General features: G+C 63.7%; 22 protein-coding genes. 9 read left to right on the top strand and 13 right to left on the bottom strand.

Annotated elements, in window-relative coordinates; translation table 11 throughout:
• Positions 1–20: 20 nt before the first annotated feature.
• Positions 21–1535 carry a caspase family protein gene (locus tag N551_RS0128760; RefSeq protein ID WP_027569868.1) on the bottom strand — a complete coding sequence of 505 codons (1515 nt, stop codon included), beginning with the start codon at positions 1533–1535 and terminating at the stop codon, positions 21–23.
• A gap of 210 nt (positions 1536–1745) precedes the next feature.
• Here N551_RS0128760 and N551_RS0128755 point away from each other — a divergent pair, with 210 nt between their 5' ends.
• The 4 genes from N551_RS0128755 (at position 1746) to fabA (ending at position 6464) form a co-directional block, all read left to right on the top strand.
• Positions 1746–2711, top strand: a complete 966-nt coding sequence (locus N551_RS0128755; RefSeq protein ID WP_027569867.1) for an AraC family transcriptional regulator — start codon at positions 1746–1748, stop codon at positions 2709–2711.
• A gap of 299 nt (positions 2712–3010) precedes the next feature.
• On the top strand, positions 3011–4591 hold the full coding sequence (locus tag N551_RS0128750; protein WP_027569866.1) for a DEAD/DEAH box helicase: 1581 nt from the start codon (positions 3011–3013) through the stop codon (positions 4589–4591).
• A 166-nt stretch (positions 4592–4757) separates the two neighbouring features.
• Positions 4758–5825 (top strand): GGDEF domain-containing protein, encoded by a 1068-nt coding sequence (locus N551_RS0128745; RefSeq protein ID WP_027569865.1) that lies wholly within the window; start codon positions 4758–4760, stop codon positions 5823–5825.
• 108 nt (positions 5826–5933) lie between these two features.
• The gene (fabA, locus tag N551_RS0128740) at positions 5934–6464 is read left to right on the top strand and encodes a bifunctional 3-hydroxydecanoyl-ACP dehydratase/trans-2-decenoyl-ACP isomerase (protein WP_027569864.1); all 531 of its coding nucleotides are present in this window, start codon (positions 5934–5936) and stop codon (positions 6462–6464) included.
• Positions 6465–6466: 2 nt separating this feature from the next.
• On the opposite strand, the gene N551_RS0128735 is transcribed toward fabA, so the two are convergent.
• The 9 genes from N551_RS0128735 to N551_RS0128695 form a co-directional block, all read right to left on the bottom strand.
• Positions 6467–6898, bottom strand: a complete 432-nt coding sequence (locus tag N551_RS0128735; protein WP_027569863.1) for a TfoX/Sxy family protein — start codon at positions 6896–6898, stop codon at positions 6467–6469.
• 136 nt (positions 6899–7034) lie between these two features.
• Positions 7035–7445: an iron-sulfur cluster assembly accessory protein gene (locus N551_RS0128730; RefSeq protein WP_081747958.1), complete on the bottom strand. Its 411-nt coding sequence runs from the start codon at positions 7443–7445 to the stop codon at positions 7035–7037.
• 74 nt (positions 7446–7519) lie between these two features.
• The gene (locus N551_RS0128725) at positions 7520–7891 is read right to left on the bottom strand and encodes an SUF system Fe-S cluster assembly protein (protein ID WP_027569862.1); all 372 of its coding nucleotides are present in this window, start codon (positions 7889–7891) and stop codon (positions 7520–7522) included.
• On the bottom strand, positions 7888–9135 hold the full coding sequence (locus tag N551_RS0128720; protein WP_027569861.1) for a cysteine desulfurase: 1248 nt from the start codon (positions 9133–9135) through the stop codon (positions 7888–7890). Before N551_RS0128720 ends, N551_RS0128725 begins: the two co-directional genes overlap by 4 nt.
• On the bottom strand, positions 9132–10436 hold the full coding sequence (gene sufD, locus N551_RS0128715) for a Fe-S cluster assembly protein SufD (RefSeq protein WP_027569860.1): 1305 nt from the start codon (positions 10434–10436) through the stop codon (positions 9132–9134). The genes N551_RS0128720 and sufD overlap by 4 nt, the downstream gene beginning before the upstream one ends.
• Positions 10437–10447: 11 nt before the next feature.
• Entirely contained in the window at positions 10448–11197 is a 750-nt protein-coding gene (sufC, locus tag N551_RS0128710; protein ID WP_027569859.1) for a Fe-S cluster assembly ATPase SufC, read from the bottom strand.
• A 62-nt stretch (positions 11198–11259) separates the two neighbouring features.
• Positions 11260–12756 carry a Fe-S cluster assembly protein SufB gene (gene sufB / locus N551_RS0128705; protein WP_027569858.1) on the bottom strand — a complete coding sequence of 499 codons (1497 nt, stop codon included), beginning with the start codon at positions 12754–12756 and terminating at the stop codon, positions 11260–11262.
• 116 nt (positions 12757–12872) lie between these two features.
• Positions 12873–14012: a cysteine desulfurase family protein gene (locus tag N551_RS0128700; protein WP_027569857.1), complete on the bottom strand. Its 1140-nt coding sequence runs from the start codon at positions 14010–14012 to the stop codon at positions 12873–12875.
• A 51-nt stretch (positions 14013–14063) separates the two neighbouring features.
• A complete protein-coding gene (locus tag N551_RS0128695; RefSeq protein ID WP_027569856.1) occupies positions 14064–15257 on the bottom strand; it encodes an acyltransferase family protein in 1194 nt (397 codons plus the stop codon).
• 176 nt (positions 15258–15433) lie between these two features.
• Between N551_RS0128695 and N551_RS36375 the strand changes: the two genes are divergently transcribed.
• Complete coding sequence (locus N551_RS36375) at positions 15434–16252, top strand: LytTR family DNA-binding domain-containing protein (protein ID WP_245287863.1); 819 nt, start codon at positions 15434–15436, stop codon at positions 16250–16252.
• Between the two features lie 349 nt (positions 16253–16601).
• Positions 16602–17249: an alpha/beta hydrolase gene (locus tag N551_RS0128685; protein WP_007591562.1), complete on the top strand. Its 648-nt coding sequence runs from the start codon at positions 16602–16604 to the stop codon at positions 17247–17249.
• A gap of 122 nt (positions 17250–17371) precedes the next feature.
• On the opposite strand, the gene N551_RS0128680 is transcribed toward N551_RS0128685, so the two are convergent.
• The 3 genes from N551_RS0128680 to N551_RS0128670 all read right to left on the bottom strand — a co-directional run bounded on the left by N551_RS0128680 (position 17372) and on the right by N551_RS0128670 (position 19593).
• Complete coding sequence (locus tag N551_RS0128680) at positions 17372–17695, bottom strand: multidrug efflux SMR transporter (RefSeq protein WP_027569855.1); 324 nt, start codon at positions 17693–17695, stop codon at positions 17372–17374.
• Between the two features lie 10 nt (positions 17696–17705).
• Positions 17706–18383 carry a glutathione S-transferase family protein gene (locus tag N551_RS0128675; protein WP_027569854.1) on the bottom strand — a complete coding sequence of 226 codons (678 nt, stop codon included), beginning with the start codon at positions 18381–18383 and terminating at the stop codon, positions 17706–17708.
• A gap of 106 nt (positions 18384–18489) precedes the next feature.
• A complete protein-coding gene (locus tag N551_RS0128670) occupies positions 18490–19593 on the bottom strand; it encodes an anhydro-N-acetylmuramic acid kinase (RefSeq protein WP_027569853.1) in 1104 nt (367 codons plus the stop codon).
• Between the two features lie 163 nt (positions 19594–19756).
• On the opposite strand from N551_RS0128670, the gene tyrS reads away from it, so the two are divergent.
• The 3 genes from tyrS (at position 19757) to N551_RS0128655 (ending at position 22965) form a co-directional block, all read left to right on the top strand.
• Complete coding sequence (tyrS, locus tag N551_RS0128665; RefSeq protein ID WP_027569852.1) at positions 19757–21010, top strand: tyrosine--tRNA ligase; 1254 nt, start codon at positions 19757–19759, stop codon at positions 21008–21010.
• Between the two features lie 57 nt (positions 21011–21067).
• A complete protein-coding gene (locus tag N551_RS0128660; protein WP_027569851.1) occupies positions 21068–22339 on the top strand; it encodes an MFS transporter in 1272 nt (423 codons plus the stop codon).
• 221 nt (positions 22340–22560) lie between these two features.
• Positions 22561–22965, top strand: coding sequence for a DoxX family protein (locus N551_RS0128655; RefSeq protein ID WP_027569850.1), 405 nt, complete (start codon positions 22561–22563; stop codon positions 22963–22965).
• The last annotated feature ends 277 nt before the right edge of the window (positions 22966–23242 follow it).

Here is a 23242-nt window from a genome sequence, read left to right as displayed (position 1 = left end):
CGACGCCTTCGGCCGCCTCATCAATTGTTGCTGCGGTTCGCGCTGCGGAAGCTCTTGATCTCCGACACGCTGCCGTCGCGATAGGTCAGCTCCACCGAGATGAACTGCGTTGCCGGCGCGAGCTTCATGTAGAGCGGCATGCCGGCGCTGATCGCGCTGGGATCGCGCATGTCGCAGCCCGGCATCTTCAACACCTGGTTCGGAACGGCGGTGTCGATGCCGATGCGCACCTCGCGGATGGCGCAGCGGTAAGACACGAGGTGCGTGTAGTAGACCAGCAGCCCGTTGAACTCGCGGAATGACAGCCAGCTCGTCGCGGTCATATCGAGGATCTTGCGCTGGTCGCGGATCAGCGCGGCCTCGGGATCGAACCTGATCGGGAATGGGCCCTGCATGTCACCGGACTGGTCGACATAGCGGACCTCGATGGTGCCGGCCTGCGCATCCGGCGGCAATTCGATCGACGGGTTCGGCATTCTCTTGCGCGTGCGCGGGTCGAGCGTATCGATAAAGCCGGTTTCGCGGAAATCGCCACTGCCGGCCATGCGCCAGGAAACGCCGAGCGTGGGATCGGCAAAGGAGAACACCACGCTCCAGCCGCCATTGTGGCGCGAGAAGCTCGCGATCGGCGCGTTGGTGGTCTCCTCCTTCGGCACGCGCGGCACCGACACTGGCGGCAGCGCCGCGAGCTTCTGCGCCGGCGGATCGGCCGGGCGCGCGGCGACATCCTTGGCGATGCCGCTGAGGAAGACGTCGTCGACCATCTGATCAAAATAGACCGGCACCTGCCTGTGCTTGACGGTGTCGGCCATCTCACTGACGAGACGGCGCGTACGTTGCGCCACCTGCACCAGGTTCTCGCCGGGCTGGAGCAGCTCTTTGGCGAAGGTGCGCGTGAACACCGAATTGGGATTGGCGTCGTCGTTGGAGAGGCGGTCGAGCGCGGTCTGGCGCGGGCCCGCGGAGAAGACCGAGAACACGCCTTCGGGCAGCTGCACCATCGGGGCAAGCCCGCCACCACCGGAGACGGCGCGGGTACCCTTGCGCTCGAACGGGTTGTTGCGGCAGGCGTCGAACACCAGGATCGAGGTTCGCGCCTTCTTGTTCTGGAGGCGCTCGACGATGCGATCGGCCAGGATGGAGGCGTCACGCACCAGCTCTTCCTGCCCTTCCGTCGCTGCCGGCACGTCCGTCGGCAGCAGGTAATTCTGGCCTGCGATCTCGAAGCCGTGGCCGGCATAGAAGAAGAACGCGGTGTCGCCGGGCTCGATCGTCCGATCGAACGCAAGCAGCGTCTCCGAAAATTGCTGTCGGCTCTGGTTTTCGGCGAGCATCACCGAGAAGCCAAGCTGCTTCAGCGTATCGCCCATGGTGCGGGCGTCGTTGACCGCCTTGAGCAGCTTCGGAACGTTCCTATAGTCGTTGTTGCCGACCACGAGCGCGACGCGCTTCTCGGCACAGGCGGGAAGCGCGAAACCGCTGAGGCCGGCCGCGAGGCCAAGCGCTGCCAGTACTCTGAAAAGCCGACGTGTCATCGAAAATCCCTCAAGAACGGCCCACGCCGGTTCCTTCGAACAGCGGTTCATGGGAACCGCGTCGTTGATGTGATAGTCGGCCCAGCCATAGCGCTGGTTCAACAGCTCTGAGGACACAGGTCTGCCGTCTAGCCTATGGTAGATGCCACCGGAATTTGCTTTTTCTCGGTCAATTCTTGTGGGCAATTCCGCTGGAAGCGAGGGGACGCCGTGTATCGCTGGTGCACCGACGAGGTCGAGCCGCACGACCGCTTCGACTTTTGGCGCGAGGTGCGCGCCAAGGGCCTGTTCGGCGTCACCGTCGAACTCGAGCGCGAACGCCGCGCGGACTTCTTCGGCGAATTCTCGCTGTGTCAGCTTGGCGGAGCCGGCCTCGTCGAGCTGAAGGCTTCGCATTACACGGTCGAGCGCAGCATGACCGACATCGCTGACGCGCCGGGCGACAGCCTCTGCGTCTATCAGCAACTCGGCAGCGGCGCCTGGTTCGGCGGCATGCGCGGCAGCGACTTCACGATCGCCAACGGCAGCTTCGCCACCAGCCATACCGACCAGCCCTATCGCGCCGCGCCGCTTGGCGCGGGAGGCTTCCACCTGCGGATCCTGAAGATTCCCGTGAGCGGTCTCTCCACGCAGGACAAGCGCATGCGCGAGCTTGCGCCCCGGACGTTCGTTGATCCCAGCCTGGCGCCCCTACTCGACGCCTGCTTTGCCGACCTCGGTACGGTTGCCGCGGGTGATGACGGCGCCGCCGATGCCGCCCCCCTCGTCCAGGCTTTAGCCCATCTGGCACTGATCGAGCGCGGCATCCTGCGGCCCGGCAGCCGCCTCGGGCAGGCCGCGCTGCGGATCGCCCGGCTCTCGCTGGCACGACGCCTGATCGCGCGTCACCTGCAAAACCCGGACATGGCGCCGGCGATGGTGGCCGACCTTCTCGGCGTGTCGGTCCGTCACCTGCACATGCTGTTCGAAAGCGCGGCCAAGAGTTTTTCGCAAACCGTGACGGGCGAACGCCTGAACCAGAGCCGCCGCCTGATGCGCGAAGCCCCGGACCGGCTGATCGCCGACATCGCGACCGCCTGCGGCTTCGACAGCCTCGCGACCTATTACAGGGTCTTCAACGCCGCCTATGGGATGGCGCCCGGCGACTTCCGCGCCCAGGGTCCGGAAGGGCGTTAGCCGACGTTTGGACAGCTCCGGCCGACCGCTGGATTGGGCGGAAAACCGCAGCCTCGCCCGCTATTTGAGCGAAAACCTCAGGTTTTTTAGGGCCTTCCCGCGGCTGCTCCATTGACTTTGGCCGATTCCCCCCTATGTTCCGGGTCGACGCGGCTCGGTATCGAAGAGCGATTCCTGAGCTTGGCGCTTTGTTCGCGTGAGTCAGCACCCCCAGCTTCTTTGAGAGCGCGCCGTTTTGGGGTGGAACGCGACAGCCTTATTACCCTCGAATCCGAACGGCGGTTTCGACCAGAGGCTCAATGTCTTTTACCCATCTCGGACTATCCGAAAAAGTCCTCGCCGCAGTGGCGGCCACCGGTTACACCACCCCCACCCCCATTCAGGAACAGGCGATCCCTCACGTCCTTGCTCGCAAGGACGTTCTCGGCATCGCCCAGACCGGCACCGGCAAGACCGCCGCCTTCGTGCTGCCGATGCTCACCATTCTCGAAAAGGGCCGCGCCCGGGCGCGCATGCCGCGCACGCTGATCCTTGAGCCGACCCGCGAACTCGCGGCGCAGGTGAAGGAAAACTTCGACCGCTACGGCGTGGGCCAGAAACTCAACGTCGCCCTCCTGATCGGCGGCGTTTCCTTCGGCGACCAGGATGCCAAGCTGACGCGCGGTGTCGATGTGCTGATCGCCACTCCCGGCCGCCTGCTCGACCACACGGAGCGCGGCGGCCTGCTGCTCACCGGCGTCGAGCTGCTCGTCATCGACGAAGCCGACCGCATGCTGGACATGGGCTTCATTCCCGACATCGAGCGCGTCTGCAAGCTCGTCCCGTTCACGCGGCAGACCCTGTTCTTCACCGCGACCATGCCGCCGGAGATCCGGCGCATCACCGAAACCTTCCTGCACAATCCGCAGAAGATCGAGGTATCGAAGCCTGCCACCACCGCTGTCACGGTTACGCAGTGTCAGGTCCCGGCCGGGCGCGAGGCGCACGAGAAGCGCGAGCTGCTTCGCCGACTGCTCCGCGAGGCCAAGGATCTCCAGAACGCGATCATCTTCTGCAATCGCAAGCGCGATGTCGCCGTCGTTCATAAATCGCTGCAAAAGCACGGCTTCAGCGTCGGCGCGCTGCACGGTGACATGGATCAGTCGGCCCGCACGGCGGCGCTCGAACAGTTCCGCAAGGGCGAGCTGCCGCTGCTGGTCGCATCCGACGTCGCCGCCCGCGGCCTCGACATCCCCGAGGTCAGCCACGTCTTCAATTTCGACGTTCCCCACCATCCCGACGACTATGTCCACCGCGTCGGCCGCACCGGTCGCGCAGGCCGGTCCGGCATGGCGATCTCGCTCGTCACGCCGCCCGACCAGAAGTCGATGGTGGCGATCGAGAAGCTGATCGGACAGAGCATTCCGCGCGCCGAAGGCGATTTCGAAGTCCGCACCGATGCTTCCGATGCGAGCGAGCGTCCGCGCGAGCAGCGCGGCCGTGAACGTTCACGCGGCGGACGCGGCAAGCCGCAACGCGGTCGCGAGCGCAGCCAGGAGCCGCGCGAAGCGCGTGGCGAGGCACAACCTTCAGCCGAAGCACGGTCCGCTCCCGAAGCAAGGCCCGCTTCCGAAGCAAGGCCCGCGCGCGAGGCAAGGCCTCCGCGTGAAGCCAGATCTTCGCGTGAAGGCAGACCTTCGCGTGAAGCCAGGCCTCCGCGCGAAGCCAAGCCATCATCCGAGCCGCGTGACGGTGCGCGCGAGCAGGCCAATCCGTCGCATGTGCCGTCGATCGGCCGTCCCGAGCCGCGCCGCCAACGCGAGGCCGACAGCGAGCCGGGCGACCACTCGCATCTGCCGGCCTTTCTGCTGCGTCCGGTTCGCTCCCCAGCCGGCGCCTGAAGCCCGATGCGCGCCCGGCTTTGGTTGAAATAAAGCTTGCGCGCACTTTTCTGGACGTATTCGTGGACGTATATTTACGGGGCGTTCACGATCGTCCGTTAGCCTACGAACATAATTTAAGTATTGCTGCGGTCGACGGCACGCCGATCGCTGTGGGGTATGTTCCGTGGTCAAGGTGCTCGACGAACACGAACGCACAATGGCGTTCGCCGAGGTAGCGCTCGGTCAGATCCGATCGCTACGACAGACCGCAATTCCCCGCAATTACGAGATCTGGTTCGTCTACGCCACCGGCTACAATGCCCCGCTCAACAAGATCATCAACGAGACACTGGCGCGGAGCGGCACGCTGACCGAAGCCGATCTCGATCAGATCTACGAGACCTACCTCTCCCACATCAAGACCACCGACCGCATCGACAAGGTCGGCGCGCGCGTCATCGGCGAGATCGACGACGTGATGAAGGTACTCGGTGACGCGCTCGGGATGACCGGCTCCTACGATGCCAGCCTGTCGGGCGCGACCGAAAAGCTCTCATCGGCCAAGAGCCGCGAGCAGATCAAGTCGATCGTCGAGACGCTGCTGCATTCGACCAGCGAGATGCGCGAGACCAACAAGGCGCTGGAAGACCGGCTGACGCTGTCGAAGAGCGAGATCAGCAACCTCCAGCAGAGCCTGGAGGCGATCCGCGCCGAGAGCCTGACTGATCCGCTGACGGGGCTCGGCAACCGCAAATATTTCGATCGCATGATCGACATGGCCGTGCAAGGCGCCCTCGCCTCCGGCGAGCCGCTGTCGCTGCTGCTGGTCGACATCGATCATTTCAAGTCGTTCAACGATTCCTACGGCCATCTCACCGGCGACCAGGTGCTGCGGCTGGTCGGCCTGTCGCTGAAGCAGACCATCAAGGGCCAGGACATCACCGCGCGCTATGGCGGCGAGGAATTCGCGGTCGTGCTGCCCAACACCGCGCTGCGCCAAGCCCTCACGGTGGCCGATCACATCCGCCGCGCGGTGATGGCCAAGGAATTGAAAAAGAAGTCCACCGGCGAAATCCTCGGCCGCGTCACCATCTCCATCGGCGTCTCCATGCTGAAGCAGGGCGACGACACCGATGCGCTGATCGAACGCGCGGATGCCTGCCTGTACGCCGCCAAACGCAACGGCCGCAACCGCGTGATCTGCGAGGCCGATCCGGAATTCGCGGTCGAGACGCACAACCGGGTGGCGTGACGCAGAAGCCGCGCACCGCCAGCTGCGCTTGACATTCTGGCCTGACGAACGACATCTCCCTCGCCGTCTCGAGGCGTCCGACTGCGAGCATCCGGAGGACTTGTCGTCTTGCCCAACCCGCATGATTTTCACACGCCGCAACCGTCCTACACCAGGGACGACCTGCTGAGATCGAGCGAGGGCAGCTATTTCGGCCCAGGCAACGCGCAATTGCCGGCGCCGCCAATGCTGATGATGGACCGCATCACGGAGATCAGCCTGGACGGCGGCGAGTTCGGCAAAGGCCATATCGTCGGCGAGCTCGACATCGCGCCAGGCCATTGGTTCTTCGATTGCCACTTTCGCGGCGATGCCATGATGCCGGCGTCTCTGGGACTGGATGCCATGTGGCAGATGATCGGCTATTGGCTCGGTTGGTCGGGCTCAGCGGGCAAGGGCCGCGCGATCGGCGTCGGCGAGGTGGAGTTCACGGGCTCCATCACACCGGACACACGATGCGTGCGCTACGAGGTCGTCATGCGCCAGGTGAGGCGCGGCAGGTTGGTCCTGGGATTTGCCGACGGCCGCGTGCTAGCTGACGGTGTCTGCGTTTACATCGCCAAAGACATGAGGGTTGGCCTGACAAAGGCCGTGGACTGAGCTTAACCCAGTCGCCTGGCGCGCTTCCCAACCGCTTTTTTTTTGCTCGCCTTCTTCCGCCCTTTCGCAGGCTTGGCGGCCTTCTTCGCCGCCTTCTTGACCTTGGGCCGCTTCTTCACCTTGGCGCGCTGAGCGGCGGCGAGAGCCGCCTTCGCCCATTGCGCAAGCTCCTCGGAATCGTCGAACAGGCGGGCCGGCAGCTCCCAATAGGAGTTCACCAGCACCGTCTTGGCGCGGGTCGCGTATTGGAATGGCTTCGAGCCTTCCGCTTCAAAGTCCGGGATGGTCATCTCGTCGGCGCGAAAGAACAAGCCGGCACGCAGGGACAGCGCGAAATTGATGCCGTCGGCGGAGATGCCGTAGCCGGAAAACATTTTTCGGATGGCGACGGGGCCGAAATCGGCGAACAGGTCGATCAGGAATTCGCGGTCCATGGCAGGCTTCCCGGGGCGAGCAGGCCAGCCTTCATACCACCGCCGTCATTTCGAGCGAAGCGAAGCAATCCAGATTGTCGCCGCAGAGACAGTCTGGATTGCTTCGTCGCAAGTGCTCCTCGCAAGGACGGAAAAACTACCCGTCGATCTGCGCCGGGCGCAGTTCGACCGACTCACCGCAGCCGCAAGCGGATATCTGGTTGGGGTTGTTGAAGACGAACTGGGCCTGCATCTTGTCGGCCTTGTAGTCCATCTCGGTGCCGAGCAGGAACAGCACGGCCTTGGGATCGACCAGGATCTTGACGCCCTTGTCCTCGACGACCTCATCGGTCGGGCGGACATCGTGGGCGTATTCGACGGTGTAGGACTGGCCGGCACAGCCGCCGTTCTTGACGCCGACGCGCAGGCCCACGATCTCGGAATCGGCCCGCTGGGTCAGCTCGTTGATGCGCTGGGCAGCAGCGTCCGTCAGCCGCATCACCTGCGGGCGCGGCCGCCGCGGCTTCGGAGTGGATGCTGGTGTTGAACCCGACGATATCTGTGTCATGTCAGTGATGTGGTCCGTTGCCGAGCGAATTCAATGCCAAGGATCTAACGAGTATCTAAAGCCAGGGTTACGCGTCACCACATGTTGAGCACGAGGCGGGCCTCGTCGCTCATGCGTTCCGGCGTCCAGGCCGGCTCCCAGACCACCTTGACGTCGACCACGCCGACGCCGGGGACGCTGGCGACCGCGTTCTCGACCATCGTCGGCAACTCGCCGGCGGCCGGACAATTCGGCGTCGTCAGGGTCATTTTCACGTCGACGGAACGATCGTCCTTGATCTCGACCTTGTAGATCAGGCCGAGCTCGTAGATATCGGCCGGGATTTCCGGGTCGAACACGGTCTTGAGCCCGGCGATGATCTCGGTGGTCAAACGCTCGGTCTCCTCAGGCGGCAGTGCCGACTGGGTTTCCATCGGATTGGCTTTGATTTCGGCCGTGTCACTCATGCGAACAAATCCCGCGCCTTCAACAGCGCCTGTGCCAGATGATCGACTTCTTCCCGCGTATTATACATGCCGAACGACGCTCGGCATGTGGCTGTGACGTTGAACCGCTCTAAAAGCGGCATCACGCAATGGGTGCCGGCGCGCACCGCGATGCCCTGGCGGTCGATCACGGTGGCGACGTCATGGGCGTGGGCGCCCTTGAGCTCAAAAGAGATCACCGGGCCCTTGCCCCGTGCCGTGCCGATCAGCCGCAGCGAGTTGATCTCGCGCAGCTTGTCCTGGGCGTAGGTGACGAGATCGTGCTCGTGCGCGGCGATACGCTCCTTGCCGATCGAATTGACGTAGTCGATGGCGGCGCCAAGCCCGACGGCCTCGACGATCGCCGGCGTGCCGGCCTCGAATTTGTGCGGGGGATCGCCATAGGTGACGATGTCGCGCGAGACTTCGCGAATCATCTCACCGCCGCCGTTGAACGGACGCATCGCGACGAGGTGGTCGTACTTGGCCCAGAGCACGCCGATGCCGGTCGGACCGTAGACCTTGTGGCCGGTGAAGACGTAGAAGTCGCAGCCGAGGTCCTGGACATCGACGGGCAGATGCACGGCGCCCTGGCTGCCGTCGACCAGCACGGGGATGCCGCGGGCGTGGGCGATCTTCACGACGTCCTTGACCGGAATGATGGTGCCGAGCGCATTCGACATCTGCGTGATCGCGACCAGCTTGGTCTTCGATGTCAGGAGTTTCTCGAATTCCTCGATGAGGAAATTGCCCTCGTCGTCGACCGGCGCCCATTTGATCACGGCACCATGGCGTTCCCTGAGGAAATGCCAGGGCACGATGTTGGAGTGGTGCTCCATGATCGAGATGACGATCTCGTCGCCTTCTTTGATGTTCGGTTCACCCCAGGACGAGGCGACGAGGTTGATTGCCTCGGTCGCATTGCGGGTGAAGATCACTTCCTCGGTCCGCGCAGCGTTGATGAATTGCGCCACCTTGGTGCGGCCGCCCTCATAGGCCTCGGTCGCGGCGTTGGCGAGATAATGCAGGCCGCGGTGCACGTTGGCGTATTCGGAGGTGTAGGCCTGCGTCATGCGATCGAGCACGGCGCTCGGCTTCTGCGCGGAAGCCGCGTTATCGAGATAGACCAGCGGCTTGCCGTAGATCTGCATGGCCAGCGCCGGAAAATCCTGGCGCACGCGCGCGACGTCGTAAGAGCCGTTCTTGACTGCCGGATGCGCGCTCATTGGCGCCGCTCCAGCCAGCGCTCGGCAATGCCGATCACGTGCTCGCGCAGATCATCGTCGGCGATCTGCTCGATCGCCTCGCCGACGAAAGCCTGGATCAGCAGCGCCTGGGCCTGCTTCTCGGGCAGGCCGCGCGCCTTCAGGTAGAACAGGAGGCTGTCGTCGAGCGCACCGGCGGTGGCGCCGTGACCGCAGGAGACGTCGTCAGCAAAGATCTCGAGCTCGGGCTTGTTGTCGGCTTCCGCCTCGTCCGAGAGCAGCAACGCACGGATCATCATCTTGCCGTCGGTCTTCTGTGCATCGGGACGAACGATGATGCGGCCCTGGAACACCGAATGGGCGCGATCGTCGATCACGGCACGGAAAACTTCCCGGCTGACGCAGTTCGGCACGGCATGGTCGACCACCAAGGTGGTGTCGCCATGCTCGGTCTTCTGCAACAGGTTCACGCCGTTGACCGAGAGTTCGCTGCCCTCGCCCGCCATCGTGATGAAGCCTTGCAGGCGGCTGACCGCAGCACCGGTGGTCATGTTGAAGAAATTCAGCTTCGTGTTCGCACCGACCGTGACGAACTGCGAGGTGATGTTCACCGCATCAGGCGAATCGTCCATCAGGCGGATATGCGCGACGTCGGCGTTGTCGCCGACCGAGAGGATGACGGCATCGCTGACCTGGTAAGCCTTGGCGCCGGCCGCGACGAAGCTCTCGATGATGGTGGCACGAGCGCCCTTCCCGACCGCGACCTGCGAGCGGGTGAACGTCGACGCGGAAGACGTGATCGCGATGTGGATGATCTGGATCGGCGCGGAGAGCTGCGCGCCATCGGCGACCGTAAGCACGACACCGTCGGTCGCCATCGCCGCGTTCAGCGCGATCACCGCATCGGTGGCCGCGGTCTTCAACAGACCGGAATCCTTGTCCAGCGTCTCCCGCAAGGTCTTAACGCTCACCTCGGAGGCCAGCGCCTTGACGTCAGAGAGGTCGGTGGCGAACACGCCGTCCACCAGCACCAGCTTGCGGGCGCCCGCGATCGCGTGCGCTTTCACGGCGTCCGCGGCGCGCTTCAACGCAGCCGCATCGGGTGCAGCCGCAAGCGGCAGCACCTCGCCGACCAGCGCGCGCAGATCGGTGTATTTCCATTCCTCGATCCGGCGGTGCGGCAGGCCGAGACGCTCATAGGTCTCGAACGCCTCGCGGCGCACGGCGATCACGGAAGGCGAACCCGGCAGACGGCCTTCGGCGCTGGCGAACAGATCGCTCACCGCGCGGCCGTTTCCGGTCTTTGCCACAGCAACGTTCATCGCAAAATTCCTTACGCGTCCTCGTATTGGGCGTAGCCGGACGACTCCAGCTCCAGCGCCAGGTCCTTGGCACCGCTCTTCACGACACGGCCCTTCGACATCACGTGCACGACGTCAGGCACGATGTAGTTGAGCAGCCGCTGATAGTGGGTGATGACGACCATCGCGCGCTTGGGCGAATGCAGCGCGTTGACGCCGTCGGCTGCGATGCGCAGCGCGTCGATGTCGAGGCCGGAATCCATCTCGTCGAGGATGCACAGGCTCGGCTCGAACAGCGCCATCTGCAGCACCTCGTTGCGCTTCTTCTCGCCGCCGGAGAAGCCGACATTGACGCCGCGCTTGAGCATGTCCTGCGGGATGTTCAACGACTTCGAGACGTCGCGGACTTTCTTCAAAAAGTCCGGCGTCGAATATTCGCTCTCGCCGCGCGCCTTGCGCTGCGCGTTCAGCGCGGTGCGCAGGAAATTCATGGTGGAGACGCCGGGAATCTCGACCGGATACTGAAACGCCAGGAACACGCCCTTGGCGGCGCGCTCGTTCGGGGCCATCGCGAGCAGGTCTTCGCCCTTGAACAGGATCTCGCCGTCGGTGACCTCGTAACCGGGCTTGCCGGCGATGACGTGGGACAGGGTCGACTTGCCGGAGCCGTTCGGCCCCATGATCGCGTGGATCTCGCCCTCGTTCACGGTCAGCGTCAGCCCATGGAGGATCTCACGCTCCTCGACACGAACCTTGAGGTCTTTCACTTCGAGCAAAGCCATCTTGGTGTCCAGTTTATTCAAATGATGCATGGGGCGCGCGATGCGCGCCGCGAGGGTCGGCGTTAGCCGACCGATCCTTCGAGCGAGATCGAGATCAGCTTCTGCGCTTCCACCGCGAACTCCATCGGCAGTTGCTGCAGCACGTCCTTGACGAAGCCGTTGACGACGAGGCCGACCGCCTCCTCCTGCGTGAGGCCGCGCTGGATGCAGTAGAACAGCACGTCCTCGGAGATCTTGGACGTGGTGGCCTCGTGCTCGAACGTCGCCGACGAGTTCTTGGCTTCGATGTAGGGCACGGTGTGCGCGCCGCATTTGTCGCCGATCAATAGCGAATCGCAGGCGGTGAAGTTGCGCGCGCCGGTCGCCTTGCGATGCGCCGTGACGAGCCCGCGATAGGTGTTCTGCGACTTGCCGGCGGCGATGCCCTTGGAGATGATGCGGCTCGACGTGTTCTTGCCGAGATGGATCATCTTGGTGCCCGAGTCGACCTGCTGATAGCCGTTCGAGATCGCGATCGAGTAGAATTCACCACGCGAATTGTCGCCGCGCAGGATGCAGCTCGGATACTTCCAGGTGATCGCCGAACCGGTCTCGACCTGGGTCCAGGAGATCTTGGAATTGTTGCCGCGGCAGTCACCCCGCTTGGTGACGAAATTGTAGATGCCGCCCTTGCCTTCCGAATTGCCCGGGTACCAGTTCTGAACCGTCGAATATTTGATCTCGGCGTCGTCGTGCGTGACGAGCTCGACCACGGCCGCGTGCAGCTGGTTCTCGTCGCGCTGCGGCGCGGTGCAGCCCTCGAGATAGGAGACGTAGGAGCCCTTGTCGGCGATGATCAGCGTGCGCTCGAACTGGCCGGTGTTGCGTTCGTTGATGCGGAAATAGGTGGACAGCTCCATCGGGCAGCGCACGCCCGGCGGCACGTAGACGAACGAGCCGTCCGAAAACACCGCCGAGTTCAGCGTCGCATAGAAATTGTCCGAGGTCGGCACCACGGATCCCAGATATTTCTGCACCAGCTCGGGATGCTCGCGGATCGCCTCTGAGATCGGCATGAAGATCACGCCGGCCTTCTTCAGCTCGGCCTTGAAGGTGGTCGCAACCGAGACAGAATCGAACACGGCGTCGACCGCGATCTTGCGCCTGTTGGGGTCTTCCTCGCCGGGCTTCGGCTCGACGCCTTCGAGCATGGCGACTTCCCGCAAGGGAATGCCGAGCTTCTCGTAGGTCTTCAGAATCTCGGGATCGATCTCGTCGAGCGAGGTGATCGTCTTCTTCGGCTTGGGAGCCGAATAGTAATAGAGGTCCTGGAAGTCGATCTTGGGATAGTCGACGCGGGCCCAGGTCGGCTCGGTCATGGTCAGCCAGCGCCGATAGGCCTCGAGCCGCCACTGGAGCATCCAGGCGGGTTCGTTCTTCTTCTCGGAGATGAACTTGACGGTCTCTTCCGACAACCCCTTGGGGGCCTTGTCGGACTCGATCAGGGTCTCAAACCCATAACGATACTGATCGACGTCGATGCGCTTCACGCGCTCGACCGTCTCTTGCACGGCTGGCATTCTATCCTCCGCTCGCGGTTTCAAGGACCGCGGTGGATCATCAAACTCGGACGACTATTACGATGTTTCTTGGCGGGACGCACGCGCTTAGAACCGTTCAAGCCGTGTTTCATCGCTTATCCCTTAAGTAGGGTATTACCGAGCTTTCGCCAAGCCTCTAACGCCCTGTTGATGTCATCCGGCTCCGTGGACCAGCCCAGACTGAGACGCACTGCTCCCTGGGCGACGGTGGGATCATACCCCATCGCCGACAGCACGTGGGACGGCTGCACCTTGCCCGAGGAACAGGCGGAACCCGAGGATACCGCGATGCCTTCGAGGTCAAAGCCGATCACCGCGATCTCGGCTTTCAAGCCGGGAGCCGTGAAAAGAACGGTATTTGGCAACCGCTTGACGTCGTCTGAGAAGACCGTGGCGCCGGCCATGGAGCGAATGTCATTTTCCAAGCGATCTCTGAGACTTGCCATCCGCTCCGCATCTTCCGGCAAAGCTTGCAGGGCGACCCGCACCGCTGCCCCGAAGCCGGCAATGCCCGCGACATTCTCGGTTCCCGCGCGCCGGTTCAGCTCCTGCCCGCCGCCCCGCAGCACCGGCGCGAGTCCGGCTACGCCCTCGGCCACGACCAGCGCGCCAACACCCTTGGGGCCGCCGATCTTGTGCGCAGAAAAGGTCGCAAGGTCTGCGCCGATCACCTTGATATCGAAAGGGATTTTTCCAAGCGCCTGGATTGCATCGACGTGCAGGAGGCCGCCGGCCCCGTGAACGATTCCTGCGACGTCAGTGACCGGCTGCAGCGCGCCCGTCTCATTATTGGCGGCCATGACGGAGACCAACGCCGGCGGGCCATCGCTGAGCAGCGCCTCTAAATGATCGAGGTCGATCACGCCGGAGCGTGTGACCCTGATCTGACCGATCTCATCCGCCGGGAACCGGCCGCCTGCCATTACCGAAGCATGCTCGACGGCCGAGACCAGAAGCCGCTCGACAGGCCCTCCCGACGGCCCCCGCAGGCCCGGCGACAGCGCCAGCGCGTTGGCTTCGGTTCCGGTGGAGGTGAAGACGACGTTCCGCGGCAGCGCGCCTACTGCGGTCGCAAGGACGGCCCGCGCCCCCTCGACCAGCCGCCGCGCCTGTCGCCCCTCGGCATGAACCGAGGACGGATTGCCGATCAGCTCGTAGGCGGCCAGCATCGCTGCGCGCGCCTCGGCGCGCAGCGGCGTGGTCGCATTCCAGTCGAGATAGACGCGGCTCGGCATGGCGCCCTCTTAGCATCTTTTACCCTCGCGCCAATCGGCAGCCGCCGCACATCAGGCCGGCTGTTGCTGCGCAATTCCGGCCGAGGATCGGACCTCTGTCCGGAGGCCAAACAGTGGCCGTAGCCAGGCGATCCGACGCGCGATCTCGTAGGCGACGAGGCAAGTGAGCCCGGTGCCTGATATTACGATGGCGGCTTCGCTTCCGGCTGATAGCCCGCTGCCCTGCAATGCGTGCGCGATCATGATGATCGCGGTCTGATGCACGATGTAATAGGGAAAGATCGCATCGGTCAGATAGCGGCGCACGGGGCCGTCGGCCGTCAGGTGGCGTCGCGCAAAGCCGAGCACCGCCGCCATCGCCAGCCATTGGTAGCAGCCATAGGCCGAGCTCGCGAACCATCTCAGCATCGGCGATGGCTCGACCAGGCCGGCACGAAGCAGAATGAACAGGACGAACAGGCTTGCGGCAACTGCGAGCGCAATCCAGCGCTGCCGTTCGATATCGCGCCAGATACCGCCCTCTTTCGCCAGCAGGAAGCCAATCAGGAACGCGGTCGCATGGTCCGCATGGTTGTACCAGTCGCCGAACAGCGCGTGCGTCGACGGGAAGGCCGGAAACAGGAACAAGCGCCAGGCCGCGAACAAAAGGCACGGCAGGACCAGCAGCCCGGGTCCGGTGAGGAGGACAGCCAGTCTCGGGCCGAGCCGATCGGCCAGCATGGGCCGCAGCCAGAGCAGGCCGGCCAGCGCGACGGTGTAGACCCATAGATAGACTACGAACCAGAGATGGTTCCAGGTCGGCAGCACGATACAGGGGTTCGGGCAGAATTGCGCTCCGAACGCCAGATAGTGCCGGACGTAAAAATCGGCGAAGCCGGCGGGGTAACCGAGGCTCTCAACGATCTGGAGGTAGGACTGCGGCGGCACGATCACGAACATGCCAAAGATCAGTGGGATCAGGAGTCGTGCCGAGCGCGTGCGGACGAAGGCACCGAGGTTGTACTTGCCCAGCATGAAACGGGTGGCGACGCCGGAAACCAGAAACAACAGCGACAGCCGCCAGGGATTGATGACCAGCATCAGGGGCTCGAGCCAAGTCAGCCGGTGCTCGCTCTTGATGTGAAACCCCCAGGACACGTAGAGCATGCCGACGTGGTAGAAGATCAAGAGCCCGAACGCTAAAATCCGCACCCAATCCAGATCGATGCGTCGTTCCGAAGTCGAAATTTGTTGCGGTGTTGACATGGTTCTCTGCTCCTCGGCGGGACGGCAAACACGGGTTTTGGGCCATGGCTGACGGCCAAAATGCCCCCGAAACGGAGCGTGTCGAGACGGTTTGGGATCAGGACCGGGCGCGAGGGGACGAGGCGTCGGGGTCCGGGACGAGCGGTTGGCCCGGCGGGATCAGTGGCGACGGGACGATGTTCGCCGCGATCGCCGCCGTCTCGCTCGCCATCGGGATCGTCAATGCGCTCTCCGGCGCGCAGGACGCCGCCTGGCGTGGCGACAGCTATGACATTGGCCGGCGACTGTTCTGGGAGCTGTCGAGCATCATCGTCATCTTGCTGCTGGTGCCGATCCTGGTGCTGGCCGTCCGGCGCATGCGCCAGACACGGCCGCTGGCAATTCGGATCGGAATCGCCGCGGTCGCCTTGCTTGGCTTCTCGGCCCTCCACATCACCGGAATGGTAGCGGTCCGGAAATTCCTGCTCTGGCTCGCGGGAAGTGCCTACGACTTCCATTTCTCGTTGGCGGCGGTCCTGTACGAGTTCCGCAAGGATGCCGTGACCGCTTTGCTGCTCGGAGCAACGCTCTGGCTGCTCGAAAGCCGGCGCGAGCTGCGGAAGGCCGTGCGGGCGGCGATGCCCATCCCGGCCGTTCCATTGGAGCAGTCGTCCCTCGATCTGATCTGGCTCCGGGACGGCACCAGCCGCATTCGCGTCGTGCCGCGCGACATCCTGTGGGTCGCCTCTGCCGGCAATTACATCGAATACAACCTCGCCAGCGGCATCCAGCACCTGATCCGCGGCACGTTGGCCGCGACCGAAAGCGAGCTCGCCCGCTTCGCCATCGTGCGCGTGCACCGGACCAGGCTCGCCAATCTCGACCGGGTGAGCGCCGTGGACTTCAAGCCGTCAGGGGATTTCGAGCTCACATTCGACAATGGGCAGACGCTTGGGGGCAGTCGCCGCTATCGGCCCGCGGTCGCCTCCCTGGGAGATCGCACCGAGCCGGTGTGAATCGCCACCGGCGATCGCCCGACAAACGATAAACAATCGTGATTCCAATTGGTTGTTGCCACACCACCGATCCTAGCCGTCACCTGGTTGGGTCCCGGCAGCCGTCGGCATGACACTGGCATGACCGGGTAAGCTCTTGAGCTCATTGGGCGATGTTCAAGATGCTTGCTTTTTGACCCTCGCCTCATGTTAGAACGCGCGCGTCAGTTCGCCGCGCGCCGCTCGCGCATCATCCGAGGGCGCCGCTCCACCCTTCCATTCGCGGCTTGATCGGCCCAGCAGCCGACGAAGTCCGCACAATCGGTTGATTGTTGAAGAGCGTCTTCAAGGGATCAATCAAGAGATCATCATGCCTGAAGTTATTTTCACCGGCCCCGCCGGCCGTCTCGAAGGCCGCTACCATCCGGCCAAGCAGAAGAACGCGCCGATCGCGATGGTCCTGCACCCGCATCCGCAGTTCCACGGCACGATGAATCACCAGATCATCTACCAGTGCTACTATGCGTTCGCGCATCGTGGCTTCTCGGTGCTGCGATTCAATTTCCGCGGCGTCGGCCGCAGCCAGGGCTCGTTCGACCACGGCACCGGCGAATTGTCGGACGCGGCCGCGGCGCTCGACTGGGCGCAGACCATCAATCCCGAAGCGCGCGCCTGCTGGGTTGCCGGCTTCTCCTTCGGCGCCTGGATCGGCATGCAGCTGCTGATGCGCCGTCCGGAGGTCGAGGGCTTCATCTCGATCGCGCCGCCCGCCAACCTCTACGACTTCTCGTTCCTCGCGCCCTGCCCGTCCTCTGGGCTCATCGTGCATGGCGAGAAGGACGCGGTGGTGCCGCCCAAGGACGTCAACACGCTGGTCGAGAAGCTGAAGACGCAGAAGGGCATCGTGATCGACCAACAGGTCATCCCCGGCGCCAATCATTTCTTCGACGCCAAACTCGAGCCGCTGATGGAAACCATCACCGCCTATCTCGACATGCGCCTCGCCAACGTGCGCTAAGGCCTCGTCGCTGAGCCTTGTAGCCCGGATGGAGCGAAGCGAAATCCGGGAAGCTCCATCTGCTGAGACAAGGCCCCGGATTGCGCTTCGCTCCATCCGGGCTACCAAACTAAAGCTCGGTTTTAAGCCAGCTTGAGGGCGACGATTCCCATCAAGACGAGCGCGATGCCCGCTAGTTTCATCGCGCTCAAGGTCTCGCCGAACAGCACGACGCCCATGACGAAGGTGCCGGCGGCGCCGATGCCGGTCCACACCGAATAGGCGACGCCGACCTCGAGCACCTTCAAGGCACGCCCGAGCAGGACAACGAAGGTTGCGAGCAGCACGAGCGAGACGATGCTCCATCCAGCGCGCGTGTAGCCCTCCGCATATTTCATCGAGATCGCCCAACCGACATCAAGTGCGCCGGCGATCACCAGCATCAACCAGGCCATGGATTGCGACATCGGCGTGGGCTCAGGCCGCAAGCTTGAGCAGATGCGCGTCGTGGCGCACGAGGAAGGCGCGCAGCAATTGCGGATAGTCCGCGCCCACCGCAGTACGGACGCTCGGACGCTTTGCCAGCTCGGCGCGCCACGCGCGCACCTTCGGTAGATCCTTGAAGATGCCGAGTTCGATCAGTTCATCGAACACATCGAAATAGCGGAAGACGGGAGCGAACACCGCATCGACGAGACTGAACGCATCGCCTGCAAAGAATGGGCCCGCGCTGAGCGCGGCCTCGACACGCGCGAACTTCGCCACGAGTGCCTGGCGCTTACTCTCAAACGTCGCCGGGTCGGTCGTGGTCTCCAGCCCCCAGAGATCGCCGAGAATCGCCGAGCCGAACTCCATCCAGGCGCGATGCTCGGCACGCTCGAGCGCATCAGTCGGATGCAGTTTTCCGCCGCCTTGCGTCTCCTCGATGTATTCGCAGATCACGTTGCTCTCGAACAGCGCGACCTCGCCCTTGTCGGTCGCAACCACCAGCACCGGCACCTTGCCGAGCGGCGACAGTTTGAGAAACCAGTCCGGCTTGTTGGCGAGATCGATGTCGACCCGCTCGAACGGGACGCCCTTCTCGTTGAGCGCGATCACGGCGCGCTGCACGTATGGACAAAGCTTGTGGCTGATCAGTTTGAGTGAAGCGGTCATGGCAAAGATCCCGGCGGTTGGATGCAACTGCATCCAATATAGATGCACTTGCATACATTCGTCAAGTTCGTGCATTTGCATCGACCGGTATCGATGTAGGATCTCCTCACGGCCGCGCGATCACCCCGCCTGTCATCGGCATCGGCACGCCCGTGGTCGCGGGATACGACAGCGGCAGGCCCTTTAGGCCGCGGGCAGCCAGGAAGCCGAAGGCCTGCGCCTCGATGGCGTCGGAGGCCCAGCCGACTGTCTCGGCGGCCTCGACAGTGGCGGACCCCACGCGCTCCCGCAGCATCTGCAGCATGGTCCGGTTGCGGGCGCCGCCGCCGCAGACGATCCAGCTTCGCGGCCTGCGTGGCAGCAGCGGGACGATGCGGGCGATGGCCGCCGCAGTGAAGGCGGTGAGCGTCGCGGCGCCATCGGCCGGCGCGATATCGCCCAGCTTGAGGGCAGCAAAATCGTTGCGGTCGAGCGATTTCGGCGGCGGGCTTGCGAAGAACGGCAATTCCAGCGCCCGTGCAATCCAGGCCTCGTCGGCCTTGCCGAGCGCTGCGAACTTTCCGTCCGCGTCGAACGCCTGATTCATGGTGCGGTACATGAAATCGTCGAGCAGCGCGTTGCCGGGCCCGGTATCGCAGGCGATCAGCGTGTCGTTGCCGTCGATATAGGTGATGTTGGAGACGCCGCCGATATTGACGACAACGATCGGCCCTTCGCGCTCCAGCGAATGGACGAGCGCCCGGTGGTAGACCGGCACGAATGGCGCGCCCTGCCCGCCGGCCTCGACGTCGGCGGCGCGGAAATCATGCATTACGGGAATATGGATCGCCCTCGCCAGCGCCGGCGCATCGCCGATCTGCACGGTCAGGCGCTTCTCGGGGCGGTGCAGCACGGTCTGGCCGTGGAAGCCGACGATGTCGATGTCTTCCGGCTTCATCCGGTTCTGGGCGACGAAGGCGGCCACCGCTTCGGCGTGCGCCAGCGTCACCGCGCGTTCGGCCTCGGCCAGAACTCCCGGCCGGGCATCGCGTTGCGACAGGTGCACGGCCTCACTGAGCGCCTGGCGGAGTAGGTTGCGCTCCGCCGGACTATAGGGCCGGTAGCCGGACGGCCCGAACGCCTTGACCTGCTTTCCATCGGTTTCGATCAGCGCGACGTCCACCCCGTCCAGCGAGGTGCCGCTCATCAAACCGAGTGCCGTCAACATCATGGATCAGCATCCTCAAAGCCCCCTCCGGCATGCCGATCTTGTGCCAGAGGGACACATCTTATAATGCCACAGGCCAAAGTAGCGGGCAGCAACCGAGTTCCCACGGAAGACCCTTAAATTGCTCCCGAAACAGTAAACCAAGAATTGTCAGGCACGCCGACAAATGACTGCATTCAAATCGGATTTCCTCAATACGCTGCAGGAACGTGGATTCATCCACCAATGCTCCGATTTCGAGGGGCTGGACGCACTCGCCGCCAAGGGCGAGGTGACGGCCTATGTCGGCTACGATTGCACCGCCCGCTCGCTGCACATCGGCAACTACCTGACCATGATGATGCTGCACTGGCTGCAGCAATCCGGCAACAAACCGATCACGCTGATGGGCGGCGGCACCACCATGGTCGGCGACCCCTCCGGCAAGGACGAGACGCGGGCGATCCGCTCCGTCGCCGAGATCGAGGCCAACAAGGAATCGATCCGCGGCGTGTTCGCAAAAGTGCTGCGCTATGGCGAGGGCAAGAGCGACGCCATCATGCTCGACAATGCCGAGTGGCTGACAAAGCTCAATTACATCGAGATGCTGCGCGACATCGGCCGGCACTTCTCGGTCAACCGCATGCTGACCATGGACTCCGTGCGCCTACGCCTCGAGCGCGAGCAGGAGATGAGCTTCATCGAGTTCAACTATATGATCTGCCAGGCCTACGACTATGTCGAACTCGCCAGGCGGACCGGCTGCAACTTGCAGATGGGCGGCTCCGACCAGTGGGGCAACATCATCATGGGCGTCGATCTCGGCCGCCGCATGGGCACCCATCAACTGTATGCGCTGACGACGCCGCTGCTGACGACGGCATCGGGGGTCAAGATGGGCAAGACCGCACAAGGCGCGGTCTGGCTCAACGCCGACCAGTTCTCGGCCTATGATTTCTGGCAGTACTGGCGCAACACCGAGGACGCCGACGTCGGCAAATTCCTCAAGCTGTTCACGACGCTGCCGATGAGCGAGATCAGGAAGCTCGAGGCACTCGGAGGCTCCGAGATCAACGAGGCCAAGAAGGTGCTCGCCACGGAGGCGACCGCGCTCCTGCATGGCCGCGACGCAGCGAACGAGGCGGCCGAGACCGCGCGCCGCACCTTCGAGGAAGGCGCGCTGGCCGAGAGCCTGCCGACCGTGGAAATTCCACGCGGCGAGTTCGACGCCGGCCTCGGCGTGCTCAATGCCTTCGTCAAGGCGGGCCTCGTTGCCTCTAACGGCGAAGCACGGCGCCAGATCAAGGGCGGCGGCCTGCGCGTCAACGACGAGCCCGTCACCGACGAGAAGATGGCATTGTCGGCGGCCGACCTGACGCCGGAAGGCGTGATCAAGCTGTCGTTCGGCAAGAAGAAGCACATCCTGCTCAGGCCTGCATAGGCGTATGAGATTTTCGCTGCTTGTCAGGGCGCGCCGAAGCGCGCTCCCTGATCGGCAATGGACCAGAACACGCTAGAGGAACAGTCCAAGCAAGCGACCAGGGAACGCGTCACGGCGACGCCGCAGGGCGTCGTGCGCACCGCGCTCGTGGTGCTCGCGCTCTGCTTCACACTCGCCGTGCTCGGCCGCGGCCTCAGCGAAAGCTTTACCGTCTTCCTGAAGCCGATCTCGGAAAATTTTGGCTGGGATCGCGCCCAGGTGGTCTCGATCTATTCGCTGACCTGGCTCGTCAGCGGACTGACTGCGCCGTTGGTCGGACGGCTTTTCGATCATTCCGGACCGCGCATCGTCTATGCACTCGGCCTGTTGCTGCTCGGCTCGGCTTTCCTGATTGCGGCGCACGCGCAGTCACTCTGGCAGTTCCAGCTCTCGATCGGACTCTTCGTCGGCATCGGCGTCGCCTTCATCGGCAATGTGCCGAACTCGATCCTACTGGGCCGCTGGTTCGGCCCAAAGCTGCCGACCGCGATGGCGGTGGTCTACTCGGCCATGGGGGGCGGCGTGCTGGCACTGCTGCCGACCTCGCAGCTTTTGATTGATCATCTCGGTTGGCGCGAAACCTACCAGCTGTTCGGCTTCGCCGCGCTCGGCCTGCTGGTGCCGCTCATGCTGCTGCCATGGCGGCTGTTCGCCTCGGGCTCGCCGCATATCGCGAAGAAGACCGATCCGGATTTCGTCGATCACGGCTGGACCCTTCCGAGCGCGATGCGCCATCACGCCTTCTGGGCGCTGTTCTCGACCTTCTTCTTCACCGCGGTCGGCATGTATGCGATCGCCGCACAGATTGTGGCCTATCTGATCGATGCCGGCTTTCCGCCGCTGCAGGCCGCGACCGCCTGGGGCTTCTCCGGCGTTGTGCTGGTGTTCGGCATGCTCGGCGTGTCCGCGCTCGACGGCCTGATCGGACGTCGGCCGTCGGTGCTGCTCAGCTACGCGATCTCGATCCTCGGCATCTTCCTGCTGTGGCTGTTGCAATACTCCGCCAATCTCCTCCTGCTCACCGGATTCGTGGTCTGCTTCGGCAGCATGATGGGCTCACGTGGACCGCTGATCACGGCGACCGCGATGAAGATCTTCGGGGGCAAGCGCGTCGGCACCATTTACGGCACGATCTCGATCGGCAGCGGACTCGGCTCGGCGTTCGGCTCCTGGAGCGGCGGCCTGATCCATGACGCGACCCACGGCTACAACGCGCTGCTCGCCTTCGCGCTTGCCAGCGTGGTGCTCGGGATGATCCCGTTCCTGGTCGTGCCCGCCCTGCGGCGGTAGGTGTCTCAGAGGTAACCTGCGGGCATTCGCGTCACCGGGAAATTACGGATGGGCACGACGCGAACAGCTGCAAAAGATGTGGATGGCGCGCGGGTGAAAGTCCCTCCTGCGGTGTTTTGTCCGACATGACAAAAATGTCAGCGCAAATTGCCCTTGGGCGGCTTGCAGGGCAGAACTGAATGCGGTCCTAGTCGCAAGCATTGGATGGAGGGCACAAACCAATGAACTTTCCCTATCTCGTTCGCTTTCAACCGGTTCTCTTGAGCCTGTTTCGCTTCATCACTGGACTCCTGTTGCTCCAGTACGGCATCGCCAAGCTGTTCAAGTTTCCGGTGCTTCCCTACTTCGCAAACATCCCGCCGCTCATCTACGCAGCCGGTACGCTTGAGCTCGTGCTTGGCGCGCTGCTGATGATCGGCCTGTTCACCCGCCTCGCGGCGTTCATCCTGTCGGGTGAGATGGCCTTCGCCTACTTCATGGGCCACATGTTCAAGGGCGAGACGCCGGTGTTCCTGCCGCTGCTCAATGGTGGCACCGCGGCGATCCTGTTCTGCTTCGCCTGCCTCTATCTCTCGGCAGCCGGCGGCGGCTCGGTCAGCGCCGATGCGGCGATGGGCAAGGACTAGCGGCACAACCGGCGGCGCGTTCCCGCGGCGCTGAGGCATCAGCAATTGATTCGCGGATAAAGGGATGGCACCCGAACATTTACGGGTGCCATCTCAGCGCGAGCCCAGCACGTTCCAGACGAGGACGAGGACCGCGACCAGCAGCATCGACATGATGAGGCGATGAACGAATCGGTTCATGTCCGCTCCCACCGGATTCGGTCGGGACTAAAGACCCACACAATCTTTCTCCCAGTTGACTTGCCATGCGCCGACACGGCGCTTTTCCGCATGGATG

Source organism: Bradyrhizobium sp. URHA0013 (assembly GCF_000518345.1).
In the GTDB taxonomy this organism is placed as follows: Bacteria; Pseudomonadota; Alphaproteobacteria; order Rhizobiales; family Xanthobacteraceae; genus Bradyrhizobium.
The sequence above is the reverse complement of the archived record's forward strand: the minus strand, read 5'-3'. Positions and strand labels throughout refer to the sequence as shown.